General features: G+C 67.2%; 14 protein-coding genes. 6 read left to right on the forward strand and 8 right to left on the reverse strand.

The window, feature by feature from the left end; translation table 11 throughout:
- The first annotated feature begins 72 nt into the window (after positions 1–72).
- Genes IPM49_15325 through IPM49_15335 form a run of 3 tightly spaced genes read left to right on the forward strand, consistent with a single transcriptional unit; the run spans position 73 to position 4,179 of the window.
- Positions 73–891, forward strand: a complete 819-nt coding sequence (locus tag IPM49_15325) for a PASTA domain-containing protein (GenBank protein MBK9275892.1) — start codon at positions 73–75, stop codon at positions 889–891.
- Entirely contained in the window at positions 878–3,097 is a 2,220-nt protein-coding gene (locus tag IPM49_15330; protein MBK9275893.1) for a T9SS type A sorting domain-containing protein, read from the forward strand. Before IPM49_15325 ends, IPM49_15330 begins: the two co-directional genes overlap by 14 nt.
- Complete coding sequence (locus tag IPM49_15335) at positions 3,097–4,179, forward strand: RluA family pseudouridine synthase (protein ID MBK9275894.1); 1,083 nt, start codon at positions 3,097–3,099, stop codon at positions 4,177–4,179. The genes IPM49_15330 and IPM49_15335 overlap by 1 nt, the downstream gene beginning before the upstream one ends.
- Here IPM49_15335 and IPM49_15340 read toward each other — a convergent pair.
- From IPM49_15340 to IPM49_15370, 7 genes are read right to left on the reverse strand one after another with little or no spacing between them, the layout of a single operon-like run.
- A complete protein-coding gene (locus IPM49_15340; GenBank protein MBK9275895.1) occupies positions 4,169–5,233 on the reverse strand; it encodes an AMP-binding protein in 1,065 nt (354 codons plus the stop codon). The two genes, IPM49_15335 and IPM49_15340, sit on opposite strands and share 11 nt — an antisense overlap.
- Positions 5,230–6,279: an o-succinylbenzoate synthase gene (locus IPM49_15345; GenBank protein ID MBK9275896.1), complete on the reverse strand. Its 1,050-nt coding sequence runs from the start codon at positions 6,277–6,279 to the stop codon at positions 5,230–5,232. The genes IPM49_15340 and IPM49_15345 overlap by 4 nt, the downstream gene beginning before the upstream one ends.
- 2 nt (positions 6,280–6,281) lie before the next feature.
- The gene (locus IPM49_15350; protein ID MBK9275897.1) at positions 6,282–7,193 is read right to left on the reverse strand and encodes a 1,4-dihydroxy-2-naphthoate polyprenyltransferase; all 912 of its coding nucleotides are present in this window, start codon (positions 7,191–7,193) and stop codon (positions 6,282–6,284) included.
- Positions 7,190–8,011 (reverse strand): 1,4-dihydroxy-2-naphthoyl-CoA synthase, encoded by an 822-nt coding sequence (menB, locus tag IPM49_15355; GenBank protein ID MBK9275898.1) that lies wholly within the window; start codon positions 8,009–8,011, stop codon positions 7,190–7,192. The genes IPM49_15350 and menB overlap by 4 nt, the downstream gene beginning before the upstream one ends.
- Positions 8,012–8,063: 52 nt before the next feature.
- The gene (menD, locus tag IPM49_15360; GenBank protein MBK9275899.1) at positions 8,064–9,755 is read right to left on the reverse strand and encodes a 2-succinyl-5-enolpyruvyl-6-hydroxy-3-cyclohexene-1-carboxylic-acid synthase; all 1,692 of its coding nucleotides are present in this window, start codon (positions 9,753–9,755) and stop codon (positions 8,064–8,066) included.
- A complete protein-coding gene (locus tag IPM49_15365; protein ID MBK9275900.1) occupies positions 9,752–10,879 on the reverse strand; it encodes a chorismate-binding protein in 1,128 nt (375 codons plus the stop codon). The genes menD and IPM49_15365 overlap by 4 nt, the downstream gene beginning before the upstream one ends.
- Positions 10,876–11,313 (reverse strand): hotdog fold thioesterase, encoded by a 438-nt coding sequence (locus tag IPM49_15370; GenBank protein ID MBK9275901.1) that lies wholly within the window; start codon positions 11,311–11,313, stop codon positions 10,876–10,878. The genes IPM49_15365 and IPM49_15370 overlap by 4 nt, the downstream gene beginning before the upstream one ends.
- A gap of 34 nt (positions 11,314–11,347) precedes the next feature.
- On the opposite strand from IPM49_15370, the gene IPM49_15375 reads away from it, so the two are divergent.
- Together IPM49_15375 and IPM49_15380 are read left to right on the forward strand one after the other, a co-directional pair.
- Positions 11,348–12,046 (forward strand): response regulator transcription factor, encoded by a 699-nt coding sequence (locus IPM49_15375; GenBank protein ID MBK9275902.1) that lies wholly within the window; start codon positions 11,348–11,350, stop codon positions 12,044–12,046.
- Positions 12,047–12,366: 320 nt separating this feature from the next.
- The gene (locus IPM49_15380; protein ID MBK9275903.1) at positions 12,367–13,143 is read left to right on the forward strand and encodes a T9SS type A sorting domain-containing protein; all 777 of its coding nucleotides are present in this window, start codon (positions 12,367–12,369) and stop codon (positions 13,141–13,143) included.
- Positions 13,144–13,200: 57 nt separating this feature from the next.
- Here IPM49_15380 and IPM49_15385 read toward each other — a convergent pair whose 3' ends face one another.
- Positions 13,201–15,888, reverse strand: coding sequence for a PD-(D/E)XK nuclease family protein (locus IPM49_15385; protein ID MBK9275904.1), 2,688 nt, complete (start codon positions 15,886–15,888; stop codon positions 13,201–13,203).
- A gap of 38 nt (positions 15,889–15,926) precedes the next feature.
- Here IPM49_15385 and IPM49_15390 point away from each other — a divergent pair, with 38 nt between their 5' ends.
- Positions 15,927–16,169: a hypothetical protein gene (locus tag IPM49_15390; GenBank protein ID MBK9275905.1), complete on the forward strand. Its 243-nt coding sequence runs from the start codon at positions 15,927–15,929 to the stop codon at positions 16,167–16,169.
- The last annotated feature ends 33 nt before the right edge of the window (positions 16,170–16,202 follow it).

Below are 16,202 nucleotides of genomic sequence, written 5' to 3' on the forward strand. Positions count from 1 at the left end.
TGGGGCCTTATCACCCCGGGTTGAAGGGCTATCTTCGCCGCGCTCCGCGCGGCTCACGGCCGCGCCCTCGCGATGCGCCGCGCCCTGCCGTTCCTCCTGCCCGTGCTCGTCAGCGCCCTGCTCCTCCTGGGCGGCTGGTCCTGGGTGCGCCACTACACGCGACATGGCGTGGTGGTGGAGGTGCCCGACCTCGCACGGCTCTCGGTGGCCGAGGCCAAGGCCGCCGTCGGTCCGCTGGGCCTCCACGTGGAAGTGGTGGACTCCGTGCACACCGATGCGGCACCGAAGGGCTCCGTGGTGGACCAGGACCCCGATGCCGGGGCCGGGGTGAAGCCCGACCGCACGGTATACCTGATCGTGAACGCCACACGGCCCAAGCTGATCGACATGCCGGCGCTGGTGGACCTCAGCAAACGGCAGGCGATCAGCGTGGCGGAGATCGTGGGCCTGAAGGTGGCCGAACTGCGGTACCGCCCCGACGCATGCGTGGACTGCGTGGTGGACCAGTTGCATCAAGCGCGCACCATCATTGCTGGCACCGGCATTGAGCGGGGGGCCTCCATCGTGCTCGTGCTGGGCAGCGGGGAGGGTGGTGAGCGCGTCCCAGTTCCGGACCTCACCGGCTGGACCTATGCCGAGGTGGCCGCGATCCTCAACATGGCCTCATTGAACCTCGGCGCCGTGGTGGTCTGTGAAGGTTGCAATACCCGTGCGGATTCCACGTTGGCGAGGGTGTTCAGGCAGTCGCCACAGGCCACCGAGAGCAACAGCATCAGCATGGGCGGTCTCGTGGACATCTGGCTCACCACCGACACGGCCGGACTGGGTGCACTGCGCGACCTGCCCGATACCACCATCCACGAACCGAACGCCCCGGATGCGGAACCGTGACCTTGTCCTCTTTGGCGCCGTACTGCTCGCCACCACCACTCTGGCGCAGCAGGAGGCCCTCTTCCCGCTGAACGGGCAATCGCGCCCGGAGAACGAACGCGCGCTGCAACGTGCCGCGGAGAACACGTTCTACATCTACGAGAACGCCACCCAGCAGCTGCCGCTGATGGATGATTTCTCCATTGACCGCACGCGCCACCTCAACGCCGCGCCCGATGATCCAGGCGTCACGCTCACCGATGTGGTGTACCGCATCGCCGTGGGCGGCGTGTCCACGTCGGACATGGCCTTCTATGCCGACACCACCTTCCATTTTTACACGGACACGGTGGGGGTGGACAGCACCTGGCGCGAGGCGAACCCCTTCATCACCATCGAGCTCTTCGATCTGTCGACCTATCCGTCCACCTCCATCACGCAGTCCGCCTGGCCGCCTTACACCATCTACGACACGCTCACCGATCCGTTCAGCGACACGCTGGCCGTGCCGGCGGCCGACCTGCTCCAGGATTCGCTGGAGGTGTACACCGTGCCGGCCGACCCGCGCACCTACGAACAGAACGGGGTGGACGTACCCCTGATCCTATGGGCCGACGATGACGCGCACATCAACGGCACCTATCCGATCGATCCCCCCACCATCGGTGTGGCCACCTTCGACGGCGTGGACCGCACGGGCCTGCCGTACGTCACCAACTCACCCACCGCCTACGGCATCAACGACCACCTCACCTCGGTGCCCATCAACATGGCCTATCCGCCGGGCGATTCCATCTACCTGAGCTTCTTCCATCAGCCCATGGGGCGGAGCGGCGACACGGAGGTGCAGACGCAGGACAGCCTGGTGCTGGAGTTCTACGCGCCGGACGACGATGCGTGGATCCGCCGGTGGAGCACGCCGTACACGGCGCTCGCACCCTTCGAGCAGGTGATGCTGCCCATCACGGACTTCCGCTTCCTGAAGCCCGACTTCCGGTTCCGCTTCCTGAACTATGGTACGCGCAGCGGTGCGCTGGACCACTGGCACATCGACTACGTGCGGCTGGCCCGCCAACGCGCCTACGACGACACCTTGTTGGTGGATGTGGCCTGGGTGTACCCCGGCAACACCCTGCTGAACACCTACACCGCGGTGCCCTTCACGCACTTCAGCAATACCCCCGCCGCGTTCATGGCGCCCTCGGTGGACCTGCTGCAGAAGAACCTGGCGGACCAGGACCGCTTCATCACCTGGGAGGCCAGCTCGGGGCTTGATGGCGGAGCGCCGGTGGCCACCTTCGGAGCGGGCAGCAACATCATCAACAACGCGAACAGCACCTTCACAAGCACGCACACGGTGGCGCCATTCGCCTACGATCCGTCGCTCAGCACCGGTGCGGCGTTCTGGCGCAACACCTTCGCCATCGATGTCACCCCGGACATCAACCGCTACAACGACACCATGCGGTTCGTGCAGGAACTGAGCAACTACTACGCGCTGGACGATGGCAGTGCGGAGGCGGGCTATGGGCTCACCAACGCACCGGGCGGCAAGGTGGCCGTGCGCTTCGACATGCAGCAGGCCGATTCGCTGCGGGCCGTGCGGATCTACTTCGATCCCATCTTCTTCCCGGCCAGCCCGGAGAACGCCAGCTTCCTCCTCACGGTCTGGAGCTCGCTCAGCCCGGAGACCATCATCCATCAGAACTTCAGCTTCAGCGACCCGGACTACAGGCCGCACGGGCTCAACAAGTTCGTGGAGTATCCGCTGGATTCCACCATCTGGGTGCCGTCCACCTTTTACGTCGGCTTCGTGCAGACCACGGCCACCTTCATGAACGTGGGCTTCGACAAGAACACGAACAGCCAGTCCAGGATCTTCTACAACACCACGGGTTCGTTCACCAACACCACGCAGGAGGGTTCGCTGATGATCCGGCCGGTGTTGGTGGCGGATGTGGATCCGTTCGCCGGGGTGGAGGATGCGCCGGACGAGGAGCTCGGCCTGTGGCCCAATCCGGCCGCGAACGACCTGTGGGTGCGCCTGGACGGGGCCGTGGGCAGCGTGGAACTGTGGGACGCCACCGGACGCCTGCTGCTTCGCGAGCCGTACCGGAGCGATGCGCCCATCGACCTGGCCGGGGCGGCGCCCGGTCCCTACATCGTCCGGATCGTGGATCCCCATGGCCTGGTGCTCGGGCATGCCCGCTTGATGGTGCAACGGTGATGGCGGGCACGGACGTGTTGGAGCCCGAGGGCGGCGAGGAGCAGGAGCTCTACGAGCACCATCGCATCGTGTGCGATCCGGGGCAGACCTTGCTGCGGCTGGACAAGTTCCTCTTCGACCGCCTTGCCAACACCTCACGCAACCGTATCCAGGTGGCCGCGCGCGCCGGCAATGTGCGCGTGAACGACCGGCCGGCGAAGCCCAGCCAGAAGGTGAAGCCCGGCGACGTCGTCAGCATCGTGCTGCCCTACCCCCAGCGGGAGGTGGAGCTTCAGCCGGAGGACATCCCGCTGAAGGTGCTGTACGAGGACGAGCACGTGGTGGTGATCGACAAGCCGGCGGGGCTGGTGGTGCACCCGGGCCATGGCAACTGGACCGGCACGCTGGTGAACGCGCTGCTGTTCCACTTCGGGCGGCTTCCGGCGGTGCCGGGTGCGGAGATCCCCCGTCCCGGGTTGGTGCACCGGCTGGACAAGGACACGAGCGGGGTGATGGTGGTGGGCAAGAACGAGGAGGCCTTGACGCACCTCGCCCGGCAGTTCTTCGAGCGCACGAGCGACCGCCGGTACCAGGCGCTGGTGTGGGGCGACTTCGCGGAGGACGAGGGCGTGATCGAGGCCCACATCGGCCGCAGTCCCAAGGACCGCACGGTGCAGTACGTCTTCCCGGAGGGCGACCAGGGCAAGCCCGCCCTCACGCGCTGGCGGGTGATCGAACGATTCCGCTACGTCACCCTGGTGGAGTGCAAGCTGGAGACCGGTCGCACCCACCAGGTCCGGGTGCACATGCAGTGGACCGGTCACCCCCTATTCAGCGATGCGGCCTATGGCGGGGATCGCGTGCTGAAGGGCACCACCTTCACCAAGTACCGGCAGTTCGTGGAGAACTGCTTCGCGCTGCTGCCCCGCCAGGCGCTGCATGCGCGCACGCTGGAATTCGATCATCCCGCCACGGGTGCGCGCATGCGCTTCGAGAGCCCGCTGCCCGCCGACATGGAGGCGGTGCTGGCGAAGTGGCGCACCTACACCGGGGCGCGTCCGATGGAGGAGGAGACCGCGGAGGACGAGGGGCTCAACGCCTGATCTTGCCGCTGACGGTGCGCTCCAGGCGGGGCAGGGTGCGGATGTGCCGCGGCATCTCGTGCGGATGCAGCACATGCAGCAGCCGGGCCATCACTGCGGGCACCACCTCCTGCTGCGGTCGGTCCGTTTCGATGGTCAGCACCACGGCCTGGCCGAGCAGCGCGTCCGGTGTGCCGCTGAAGTAGTGCGGCTCATCGATCAGCGCGGCCGTGCGGGCCTCCAGCTGTTCGGGATGCACCTTGCGGCCCCCGCTCAGGATCACGTTGTCGTGGCGACCCATCCAGCGGAAGTGCGTGTCGTCCACCAGTTCCACCAGATCGTTGGTCACCTGCTGGAAGGTGCTGAGGTGCGGCGTGTAGATCACCAGACAGCCGCGCGGATCGCGCGCGAAGTGGCAATCGCCCACGGCCGTGAACACCGGCGAAGCGTCCGGTCCGTTGAGGCGGCGCACCGCCACATGGGTCACGGTCTCCGTGCTGCCATAGCCCAGGAACACCTCGGTCCGCAGGTCGGACAGGCGGCGCTCCAGTGCCTCGCTCACGGGCCCTCCGCCCAGCAGCACCGTGTGGAACTGGTCCTCCACGCGCGCACGGTCCTCGTCCAGGGCGCGCGCCAACTGCAGCGGCACCATGGCGGCGAAGCGGAACCGGTCGTGCCGCTCGAGCTTCTCCAGCACGCTGCCGCGCGCGCTGACGACATGCAGGTCGAGCCCCAGCACGAAGGCCCGGACGAGCATCAGCTTGCCGGCGACGAAGGCGCCGGGCAGGCAGTGCAGCACACGGTCGCCCGCACCCAGGCCGAACACGCGTCCGGTCAGTTCCGCGCTGGCCACCAGGTCCTCCACCGGCAGGGTGATCCGCTTGGGCGGCCCCGTGGTGCCGCTGGTGGTGGCCTCGAGCCCTTCGCCGCGCATCAGCTCAAGCACCGTGGCACGCAGGGCCTGTGCACCCTCCGGATCGTCGTCATGGCGCGCCACCAGCGCATCGGCCCAGCGCCGCAGGGCGTCGCCCTCAAGCGTCGTGCCGTCCACCGTGAGCCGCGTGAAGGGGTTCACCGCAATGAACTGAGGTCCCACTCCACCTCCGGCCGGTAGCGCAGCAGGCCGCGCTCGGCGAGCAGGGGCGAGGGGATGTAGTTGGCATAGACCTTCCCGGTGCCGAGGCCCTGGGCGAGGGCGGGGTTGAGCGTGGCCGTGTACTGGGCGATGGCGTTGAGGCCGATGCTGCTCTCCAGCGCCGAGGTGATCCACCAGCCGATGCCGCGCGCCTTCGCCCGATCGATCCACTCCTGCGTGGCCGCCCAGCCCCCCACGAGGCTCGGCTTGATCACGATGAACTGCGGACGCAGATTGTCCAACAGGTCCACCTTGGCGTCGTGCGTGTTGTGGCCGATGAGGTCCTCGTCCAGCGCGATGGGGATCGGCGTGTCCGCGCAGAGCTCGGCCATCACCTCGTACTGACCGGGCGGCACGGGCTGCTCGATGCTGTGCACCTGAAGATCGGCCAGGCGCTTCAGCACATCCGGGGCCTGCACCGCCGTGAAGGCACCGTTGGCATCGACGCGCAGGGTGATGTCCGCGGGACTGTATTCCGCACGCACCGCCTCGAGCAGCTCCAATTCGTCGTCAATGCCGATGGCGCCGATCTTCATTTTCACCGTGGTGAAGCCACCGTCGAGCTGCTCGCGGATGCGCTGCTTCATGGTGGCCTTGTCGCCCATCCACACCAGTCCATTGATGGGGATGGCCTGGCGGCCGAGCGTGAACGCGGAGGGGAACAAGGTCTTGGTGCCGCCCACCTCCAGGTCCTTCAGGCATTGTTCCACGGCGAAGCGCACACTGGGCACGTCCACCAGGTCGCCGTTCAGCCGGCGTTCCCAATCGCTGGTCTCCATGCACAGCTCCAGCAGCTTGGTGCGCACGTCGGCGGGGAACTCCCTGCTGTGGCCGGGGAAGAGCGCGGCCTCGCCGATGCCCAGCACCTCGGGCCGGTCGCGATGCCAGGCGATGAGGTACCACACGGTGCGCGCGGTGATGGTGCCCTTGCTGGTGCCCAGCTCGAAATGGGGCTCCAGGGTGCGTTCGATCCAGCGGGCGCGCAGCATCACGCAAGGATAAGGCCCAGCGAGAAGAGGAGTGCCGTGAGGAAGGTGGACATCGCCAACACCTTCAGTTGGGGATCGAGGTCACGCGGTTCGGTAGTGGACCACACGCGCTTCAAGTGGATCAGGAACACAGGTGTGGTCAGAAGAAAGAGCCAGCTGGTCCACCCGGCGTTCAGGAACGCGGTGAAGACGGTCAGGCAGAGCACCGCACCCAGAACGAGCGATGTGTGGTAGATGCGCGCAGTGGCACTGCCCATCCGCACCACCAGCGTCCGCTTGCCGCTCGTGGCGTCGTTCTGGATGTCGCGCATGTTGTTCACGTTGAGCACACCGGTGCTGAGCAAGCCGAAGGCGATGGCGGGAGCTAGAACCATAGGCTCGAACATGCGTGTATGCAAGTAGAACGTACCACACACACCCACCACACCAAAGAACAGGAACACGCTGATGTCACCCAGGCCCGCGTAGCCGTAAGGGTTGCTCCCGAAGGTGTACTTCACCGCCGCCCCCATCGCCGCAAGGCCGAGCAGCAGGAAGAGCAGCGTCTGCATCGTGAGGCCCAGTGCCACCGTGATCAGCGTGCAGCCGCTCACGAAGGCCAGCAGGCCGCAGATGATCATCGCGCGCTTCATCTGCGCGGGCGTGATCGCCCCGCTCTGCACGGCCCGCTGCGGACCTATGCGGTCCTGGTTGTCGGTACCGTGCTGGTGGTCGCCGAGGTCGTTCGCCAGGTTGCTGAGGATCTGGAGGAGGATCGCAGTCGACAAAGCGAGGACCAGTATGACCGGTTTGAGTTCGGTCGCATGGCAGCTGATCCAGCCCCAGTCGCTCGCCAACGCGCTCCCCACGATGATGCTGCTCACCGCCAGGGGCAGGGTGCGTAGGCGAAAGGCGTGGAGCCAGTGCTTCACGGGAACTTCGGGAACTTCTGGAAGTCCGGTGGGCGTTTTTCCAGGAACGCGTTGCGGCCCTCCTGCGCCTCGTCCATCAGGTAGTACATGAGCGTTGCATCGCCGGCGAACTCCATCAAGCCTCGCTGGCCATCGAGCTCCGCGTTCAAGCCGCGCTTGATCATGCGCAGTGCGAGCGGGCTACGTTGCATCATGATCCTGCACCATTCCACCGTGGTGTCTTCCAGCTCGGCCAGCGGCACCACCTTGTTCACCATGCCCATGTCGAGCGCCTCCAGCGCGGTGTATTGCAGGCAGAGGAACCAGATCTCACGCGCCTTCTTCTGGCCCACGTGGCGGGCCAGGTAGTTGCTGCCGAAGCCCGCGTCGAAGCTGCCCACCTTGGGGCCGGTCTGCCCGAAACGCGCGTGGTCCGCGGCGATGGTGAGGTCGCACACCACGTGCAGCACATGTCCCCCGCCGATGGCGTAGCCGTTCACCATGGCCACCACGGGCTTGGGCAGCTCGCGGATGCGCTTGTGCAGGTCGAGCACGTTGAGGCGCGGCACACCGTCGGTGCCGATGTAGCCGCCCCGCCCTTTCACGTTCTGGTCGCCGCCGCTGCAGAAGGCCTTGTCGCCCGCACCCGTGAGCACCACCACGCCGATGTTCGGGTCCTCACGCGCGATGTCCATCGCGTCGATCATCTCCTTGTTCGTGTCCGGACGGAAGGCGTTGTACACCTCCGGCCGGTCGATCGTGATCTTGGCGATGCCTTCGAAGAACTCGAATCGGATGTCCGTGTACTCCTTGATGGGGGTCCAGTTGCGGGTGCTCATGCGAATGCGGGTGGACCGCAGCGACGCGACGGACGCAAGGGCTGCGAAACGGTCATGACGTGCGGAGTTGGATGAAGTAGTTGCGCAGCACCTTCGGCGAAGTGAGCGCGTCGGTGGTGATGTGCAGCACGGCGGGGCGCTCATGCTGCGCGTACAGCTTGTCCAGTCCGGCCTCGAGGGAAGCCTGGTCGCTCGCGTGGAAGTAGGGCAGGTCGAAGCTCTTCACGAGCGCCTCGATGCTGCGTGTATGCGGCGCCTCGAACCAGGGCAGCAGTTCAGCGTCCTTGTCCGGCCCGTCGATGTATCGGAAGATGTTGCCGCCGCCGTTGTCGATCACGATCACGTTCAACAACGGGGACAGGCAGTTGTTCCAGAACGCGTTGCTGTCGTAGCAGAAGGCGGTGTCGCCGGTGATCAACGTGGTGAGCCTCTTCGTGGCGAAGGCGGCACCCACCGCCGTGCTGTTGCAGCCGTCGATGCCGCTGGTGCCGCGGTTGCTGAACCAGCGGAGGCCGCGAACACGGTCGAAGAGCTGCACGTAACGGGCCGGCGTGCTGTTGGCCACATGCACATCGCTGTCGCCGGGGATCCGGTCGATGAGCGTGTTGAAGACGGTGAGGTCGCAGAAGGGCGCCTCGCTCACCAGGCGGTTGTGGAGGCCACGTGTGCGCTCATCCACCATGCGCCAGGCCTCGCCGTAGATGCTCTCGTTGGGCTGCGCCCCGTTCATGATCTGCGCGAAGAAGATCTCGGGGTTCACCGCGATGTCGTGCGTGAGGCTCTGGTAGGTGTCGTAATGCCGCTGGCCGGCATCCACGTTCCAGTGCTGCTGCGGCCGCCACTTGCGCAACAGCGTCTTGATGCGCTTGCTCACCACCGCGCCGCCGAAGGTTATCAGCAGGTCGGGCTTCAGGTCGTTCTCGTTCGCTGCATGAACACCCTCGATCGCGCGGTCGATGCATGTGATGAAGGCGGTGTCGTCCAGGTTGCTGGTGGCCTCGGTGTGCACGGTGACCTGCGGTAGCGACGCGAGACGCTTCAACTGCGCCTTCAGCCCTTCGCTCCACACGCCCTGTCCGGCGAGCACCATCACCTTCCTGCAGGCGCTCACCTGGCCGATGAGCCAGCGGGCATGGTCCGGCAGGATGAAGGGCTCGGTCATCACCGGGGCGATCAAGTTGGACAGGCGTCCCGCCTGTCCCTCGTCCATCTGGCCGTACAGTGGTTCTGCGAAGGGCACGTTCACATGCACCGGGCCGGGCACGGGCAGCAGCGTGGCGTCGATGGCCTCGTTGATCAGGCGGCCGCAATGCCAGCGGGCGAGCTCGTCGCTCGTGAGGCGTGGCAGCTGCACGCTGCGCTTCATGTGCAGCGCGAGCACGCCCTGCTGGCGGATGGCCTGGCCTTCGCCCTGGTCCACCCACTCCTCGGGGCGGTCGGCGGTGATCACAAGCAGCGGCACGTGTTGGTAGAAGGCCTCCGCGATCGCGGGACCGTAGTTGAGCACGGCGCTGCCGCTGGTGCAGATGAGGGCCACGGGCGCGTGCAGCTGCTGCGCCATGCCGAGGGCGAAGAAGGCTGCGCTGCGTTCATCGATCAGCTGAAGGCAGATGATGTCGGGGTGCCTGTTGAAGGCGATCACCAGTGGCGCGCTGCGCGAACCGGGGCTGATGACGGCATGGCGGACTCCCTTGGCGGCACAGAGCCGGGCGAGCTCTGCGGCGGCGAAGTGGTCGGAGGTCATCGGGCCGGCGAAGATACCCGGGCGGTGTGCAGCGACCGGATGGCCGCGGTCCACGCCGCCGCCTTCGCTTCGGTCTCGCGCCACTCCGCCTCCGGCTCGGAACCGTCGGTGACCCCGGCGCCCACGTGCAGGGCCACGGCCTCGTCGAAGGCCTCCAGGCACCGGATGTTCACGAAGACCTCCGTGCGGCCGTCCGCGTTCCACGGACCCCAGAACCCGGTGTACAGGCCGCGTTCGGGCCCGTCGTGGGCGGCGATGAAGGCGTTCGCGGCCTGGCGGGGGGTCCCGCACACGGCGGGGGTGGGGTGCACGGCCACCAGCACTTCATCGAGCGAGCGGTTCCCGAGGTCGGCCTCCACCTCGGTGCGCAGGTGGCTCACGCCGCCGGCCTCCACCGGGTGCGGCCCCCGGAGCGCGATCCGCGGCAGGCCGAGCTCGATCAGGCGGCCCACGATCTCCCGCGTCACGAGCGCCTGTTCGCGCCGCTCCTTGGGGCTCCAGTCCTCGGCATTGGCAGGGGCATCGGAACGGGGTCGTGTGCCCGCCAGGGCATCCAGGCCCACCAGCTCATCCTCGGCCGTCAGCAACCGCTCCGGTGATGCACCCAGCCAGGTGCCGTGCTCCGCGGTGTTCAACAGGGCCACGAAGGCATGGGGCATGCGGTCCAGCGCGTCCTCGAACAAGGTGGCCAGGTGGGCCCGTTCCAGCGGCATGGTCACCGTGCGCGAGACCACCACCTTGTCCAGGGAGCCTGCGGCGATGGAGGCTTTGGCGCTCCGAACGAGGTCCTCGAACGCCGAACGGTCGGCATCATGAGGCATCGGGCGTCCGGTGCCCGGTGTGCCCACGCAGCTGTGAAGGGGGTCCAGCGACACGGGCAGCTCGCCGAAGGTCAGTTCCACGTCATTGCGCACGAAGTAGGTGACCTGGGGATCGTACGTGAACGGCGCCACCAGGAAGACCTCGTTGAGGCGGCCGAGATAGGCGGCGTCCACGGGCTCCAGTTCGGGGTTGCGTTGCGCCCACAGGGTCACCGGTCCATTGGGTACGCGGAACGCCGCGAAGGTGAACCGACGTTCGAGGCAAAGACTGAGGGCCTGGTGCAGGGGGCTGGTCGTGCTCATGCGGAGGGCGTTGAGGTGGCGGCGGGCAGCACCACGTTGGTCAGTCTGCACACGGCACAGAGCGCGCCGGCGGCGTTGCGCACCCGGATGTCCCACACATGGGTGGTGCGCCCCAGGTGCAGGGCTTCCGCCGTGGCGGTCACCCGGCCTTCACGCACACCTTTCAGATGGTTGGCGTTCACCTCGATGCCCACCACCTGGCGGCCTTCGGGCATCACAAGGAGGGCGGAAGCGACGCTGCCCAGCGTTTCGGCCAGCGCTGCGGTGGCGCCGCCATGGAGCAGGCCCATGGGTTGCACGGTGCGGGCGTCCACCGGCATGGAGGCCGTGAGGCGTCCATCCGCATCCACGCCGAACCGGATGTCGAGGTGCTCCGAAAGCGTTCCTGCGCGCAGGAGATCGGCCTTTCCGACGTGTTCCGCGGTGAAACGCATGGGCCAAAGGTACCGGTGCCGAACTTTGCGCCCGATGCAAAAAGCCGCCAAGCCCCGGGTGTTGCTCGTGGAGGATGAGGAGAGCCTGCGCCATACCCTGCGCCTGAACCTGGAGATGGAAGGCTACCATGTCACCACCGCATCCACGGGTCCGGAGGCCTTGGAGCGGTTGCGGGGCGCCCGGTTCGACGCAGCCGTGATGGATGTGATGCTGCCCGGGATGGACGGGTTCAGCGTGTGTGAGAAGGCCCGCTTGGAGGGCGACCGGACGCCGGTGCTCTTTCTGACGGCACGCACCGCAACGGCCGACCGCGTGCGGGGGCTGCGCACGGGTGACGATCACCTGGGCAAGCCGTTCGACCTGGAGGAGTTGATGCTGCGCGTGGCCAAGCTGGTGGCCCGGTCGGACGAGCGCCCACCCGCCGCGCTCCCGGATAAGGTCCGCTTCGGGCCCAACGAGGTCGACCTGGTGGCCTTCGAGGCCCGCGGGGTGGGGGGGGCGCGGACCCTTTCCCAACGCGAAGTGATGTTGCTGCGCCTGCTGATCGAACATGCCGGCGAGGTGGTCTCCCGGGAGGATATCCTCCACAAGGTCTGGGGCTATGATGTGTTCCCCACCACCCGGACCATCGACAACTTCATCGTGGCCTTCCGCAAGCTGTTCGAGCCCGACCCACGGAACCCGGTGCATTTCCTGAGCATTCGCGGCGTGGGGTACAAATTCATGTACTGAGGTCCGGGGGGCAGGCAACCCTCCGCAGGGGCCCGCGTCTTGAAGATGTCAGCGGGAAATTCTTCCACCCCTGACGTTGGTTCCATCCTATTCCTTGCAGGTTTACCGCGCAGGGGCCCACAACGGGCCCCTGTTCGGTTTTCCGGCCGTGCGTTCCGGTTGTTTCGTCGGCCGTTCGTCACCGGTCGACGTGATCGGACCCCGAACCGAACGCCTGGGCTTGCGCGAGGCATCCCGATCGCCTTACTTTCGTCTCGTCCATGGGACCGGCGGTATCCGGTCGCCGAGGTCCAGAACACCACTTTGAACTCCGCATGCGCATGAGCACCACTACCCTTCGTTCCACCGGCCTGGCCTTGATGCTGGGCGCCGCCGCGATGGTCCAGGCCCAGAGCCCGGTCGATATCGGCCTGTTCGCCAACAACGGCCAGTTGGAGGTCCGCGTCCGCCCCACGGCGGATTTCGACGGCATCTTCAGTTCCGTGGTCTTCACGCTGCGCTGGGACCGCAGTGCGAACGTTCAGTTGGGAGAAGCCACCCAGCCGGAAGGTCCGCGCACCTACATCCCCATCGCCCCCTCCGGCGGCGTGCGCGAGAGCGGTTCGTACAACTATCAGGTGTATGCGGGTTTCGGTTTCGAGGCGATCCGCAACACCGGCGCCACCTGGGAAGGTGGCCGCGAATACACCGTGCTGAGCATCCCCTTCACCGGTGAGGCGGCCGTGGAACTGCTGAACGACAGCTGGACGGGTGAAACGCTGAACAATGCCGACTACTACCTGTCCCTGGGTGGTGTGGATCGCACCGGCACCATCTATCAGAAGTCGATCAACGCCAGCGAGCTCGACGGCGCGGTCACCATCCTTCCGAACCCCAATGACGGTCAGTTCGTCTTCTCCTTCCTGGTGGCCACACCGTCGGACATCCAGGTGGAGGTGGTGAACACCCTCGGCCAGAGCGTCTTCACCGACCTGCTGCGCGGCTTCGAGGGCACCTACCGCAAGGAGATGGACCTGCGCACCTCCAGCAACGGCATCTACTACCTGAAAATCACGCGCAACGGCACCACCGACGTGCACAAGATCGTGTACCGCTGACCGGTCCACGGACCTCATGGGCAAAGGGTGCTTCGGCACCCTTTGTTCGTTCCGGGCTCAGGCGCGGCAGATGGTGCAGTAGGCGCTCTTGGGCCGATGGCCGAACATCGTGGTCGGATCGAAGAGCGTCCGGATGAGCGCGCCCAGCGCTTCCTCGATCAGCGGAGCGTCCTCCCTTCGGATCACGGAGCTGCCGTTCAGGATCAAGGGAAGCCCCGCAGCGGCCTCGCTGCTGCGCAGGGGCCGCAGTTCGGCGGTCACCGAAGCGCACCCGGGATCGTGCGCGAGCCACAGCCAGGAATACGTGAGGAGCTGAACGGCCTTGCCATGATCGGCGGTGAGCGGACCAGGGAGGTCGAGCTTGAGGTCCTTCGGGTCCACGCGACCGGTCTTCAGGTCCACCAGGTGCACATGCCCGGCACGCCGGTCGATCCGGTCCACCCGGCCGTGCAGCCGCACCGGATGGGTCTGGCCATGCGCGGTGGCGGGCAGTTCTGCCGACAGCCGGGTCTCCAGGCCGACCAGCTCGATGGCGCTGCCGCTGCGGATGGTGGACGCCTCATGGCGCACCGCGCGCTCGATGGCCTGACGGGCCATACTGAGCTGAAGCAGCACCGGGCCTTCTGTCGCGTTCAACCCAGCGGGCAGGGCGGCCTCCAGGGCGTGCAAAGCCGCGGGCAGGGCGGCAAGCAGGGCGTCCGGGTCGATGAGGGCGCCCACGAAGGGGCCATAGAGGGATTCGAAGGTGGCATGCACCAGGGTGCCCAGCTCATTGTCGCCCAGGGCCGCGCCGGGCGCCGGTTCCTCGCTGACACCCCATCCGTGGCGGAACACGAAGTTCAGCGGGCAGGTCAGCAGGTCGGTGAGCGCCGTCGGGCTCAGGCCCCGTTCGGCCTTGCGCTGGAAGTGTTGCCGCAGCTCGGGCGTGAGCGGCAGCCGCAAGGAGGCATCGGACCGGACGGCCATGGCCGGACGAAGGCTGGAAGCCCGCAGGATGCCGGGCAGTTCATGCTCGAGCTGAAGGACGAAGCGACTGCGCTCCTGCTCCACATCGCCGCCCGAAACGTGCAGCAGTGTGATCTCCCGGGCGTGATGGAGCAGCCGCATGAAGGTGTGCGCGACCACGGCGTCGGTATCGGCCCGCAGGGGCAGGCCGAGGGCATGGCGCAGCTCACCGGGGATGAAGCTCTGCGGGGGGTCGGCCGGGGGAAGGTTTCCTTCATTGGCACCCACGATGATCACACGGGCATGGTCCGTGGCGCGCGACTCGAGCATGCCCATCACCTGCAGGCCGGCCATGGGTTCTCCGCGGAGATCCACGCGGGCCTGCCGCAGCAGGCGTTCCTCCAGACCGAGCGCACCATCCCGGCCGGGCCGGTCGCCGCTCCAAGCCAGGGCGGTCGCCGCCTGGTCGTGCACCAACGCGATGCGGCGGGCCTGTTCCTGCACGAACGGGTCCGGGTTCGCCAGGATCACGGCCTCCACCAGGGCGGAGCGGGCGTGGCCCTCCTCCAGGGTGAGCGCCCGGTGAAGGGCCGCCGGGAGCTCGCCCTCAAGCCCTCGCAGGATGTCATCCACGGCCAGCTGCGAACGACGTTCGTTCCGTGACCACGTGCGGAGATGGGCGATGGGGCCCGCATCGGCCCAGGCGGGGTGCTCGAGGAAGGCCGACAGATCGCGGGAGCGCAGGGTGGGTCCTGAACGGCCGTTGCGCAGCCGGGCATGCAGCACGAACAGACCGTGGAGCGGCAACTGGGTCAGCGGCAGGCCCATGGTGACGTTCACCGGCGCGCAGGATGCCGGAAGCAGGCTGAGGAAGGGCAGCAGGGCGTGCGGGTCGGCGAGCAGCACACAGGTGCGGGCCCGCTCCTCCTCGCTCAGCTCGATCACCTGGTGCACCGCGGCATGCACCATGGCCATGGCATTGGGCAGGGCGATGGTGTGCACGGCGGGGGGATCGGCGGAGATGCGCGTGCTGACGGGCACTTCGCCCGGCCCGTGGCGTGCGATGGCGTCCCGGAGGGCACGGCCCGCCTCCTGCAGGGGATCGTTGAGGTAGTGGGCGTCGGCATCCCAGGCGAAGCGGGCCACGCCGCGCTGCCGCAGGGCATCCATCACGCGGTGCATCGCCGGGGACAGGGCGTTGAGTCCGGCGAACCACACCTGTGTCCAGGGGAGGGGCCGGGCCGCGTGCGGAACGAGCGAGGCCGCCATGCGCGCGACGAGCCCGCGGGTGCCGACGCGCTCGGGCAGGAGGCGTTCCTCCAGGCCCCGGTGCAGCGCGGCGTGGTGCGCCCAATGGTGTGCCAGTCGCGTTTGGCCTTCGCTCAGGGAGCCACCCCGGAAGCTCCACGCGTCGATCTCCTCGATGTGCCGCAGGTCGCGATAGGCCACATCGCGGTCCAACAGGTGCTCGTCCACCTCGTTCATGTCGTGCAGGGCGGTGGGCGCCCAGCCCAGAAAGGTGTGGAGGTCGTCGGCGGCCGGGCCCTTCAGGTCGCGATGCACCGCATACAGCTCAAGCAGCGTGAGGTGAACAGGTTGTTCACGCAGGCCGGACAGCCGCTCCAGGAAACCGTCCGGGGTCAGCAGTTGGGGGCTCCAGAGCGGGCCGCCATGCGCGCGGGCCAGGTGCCGTTGGAGATGCAAGCCTGCGCGCCGGCTGGGCAGCACCACGGCCACGCGCGCGAGATCGGCGCCATGATCGTGGAGGAGCCGCTCGGCCAGCAGGCGCAGGAATGCCATGGGGGTGTGCAAATTAGCGGAGCGTTCGGCGACCCGGCATGCACATCGACTTTCCCCAGTACCGGCGTTCGGCCCATGGCACGAACTACTATCGCATCGAAGCGGAGGACCGCTTCGAGGAGCTGCAGCTCATCGGGAGCAGGGTGCTTCGGCATCGGGTGGAGGCCCGTGCCTATCCCGAACGCGTGCGGGTGATGGAGATGCTGGAGGGTGCTGACGGGGCTTATCTGCCCGTGGCCGCGAGCGAGTACGAGGCCCTTGCCTCGCGTTCGCTCGATTGATCGCCGTTCCTCGTCCGGTCGCTGGTCCGAACA

The organism is Flavobacteriales bacterium, from assembly GCA_016715895.1.
GTDB lineage: Bacteria > Bacteroidota > Bacteroidia > Flavobacteriales_F > PHOS-HE28 > PHOS-HE28.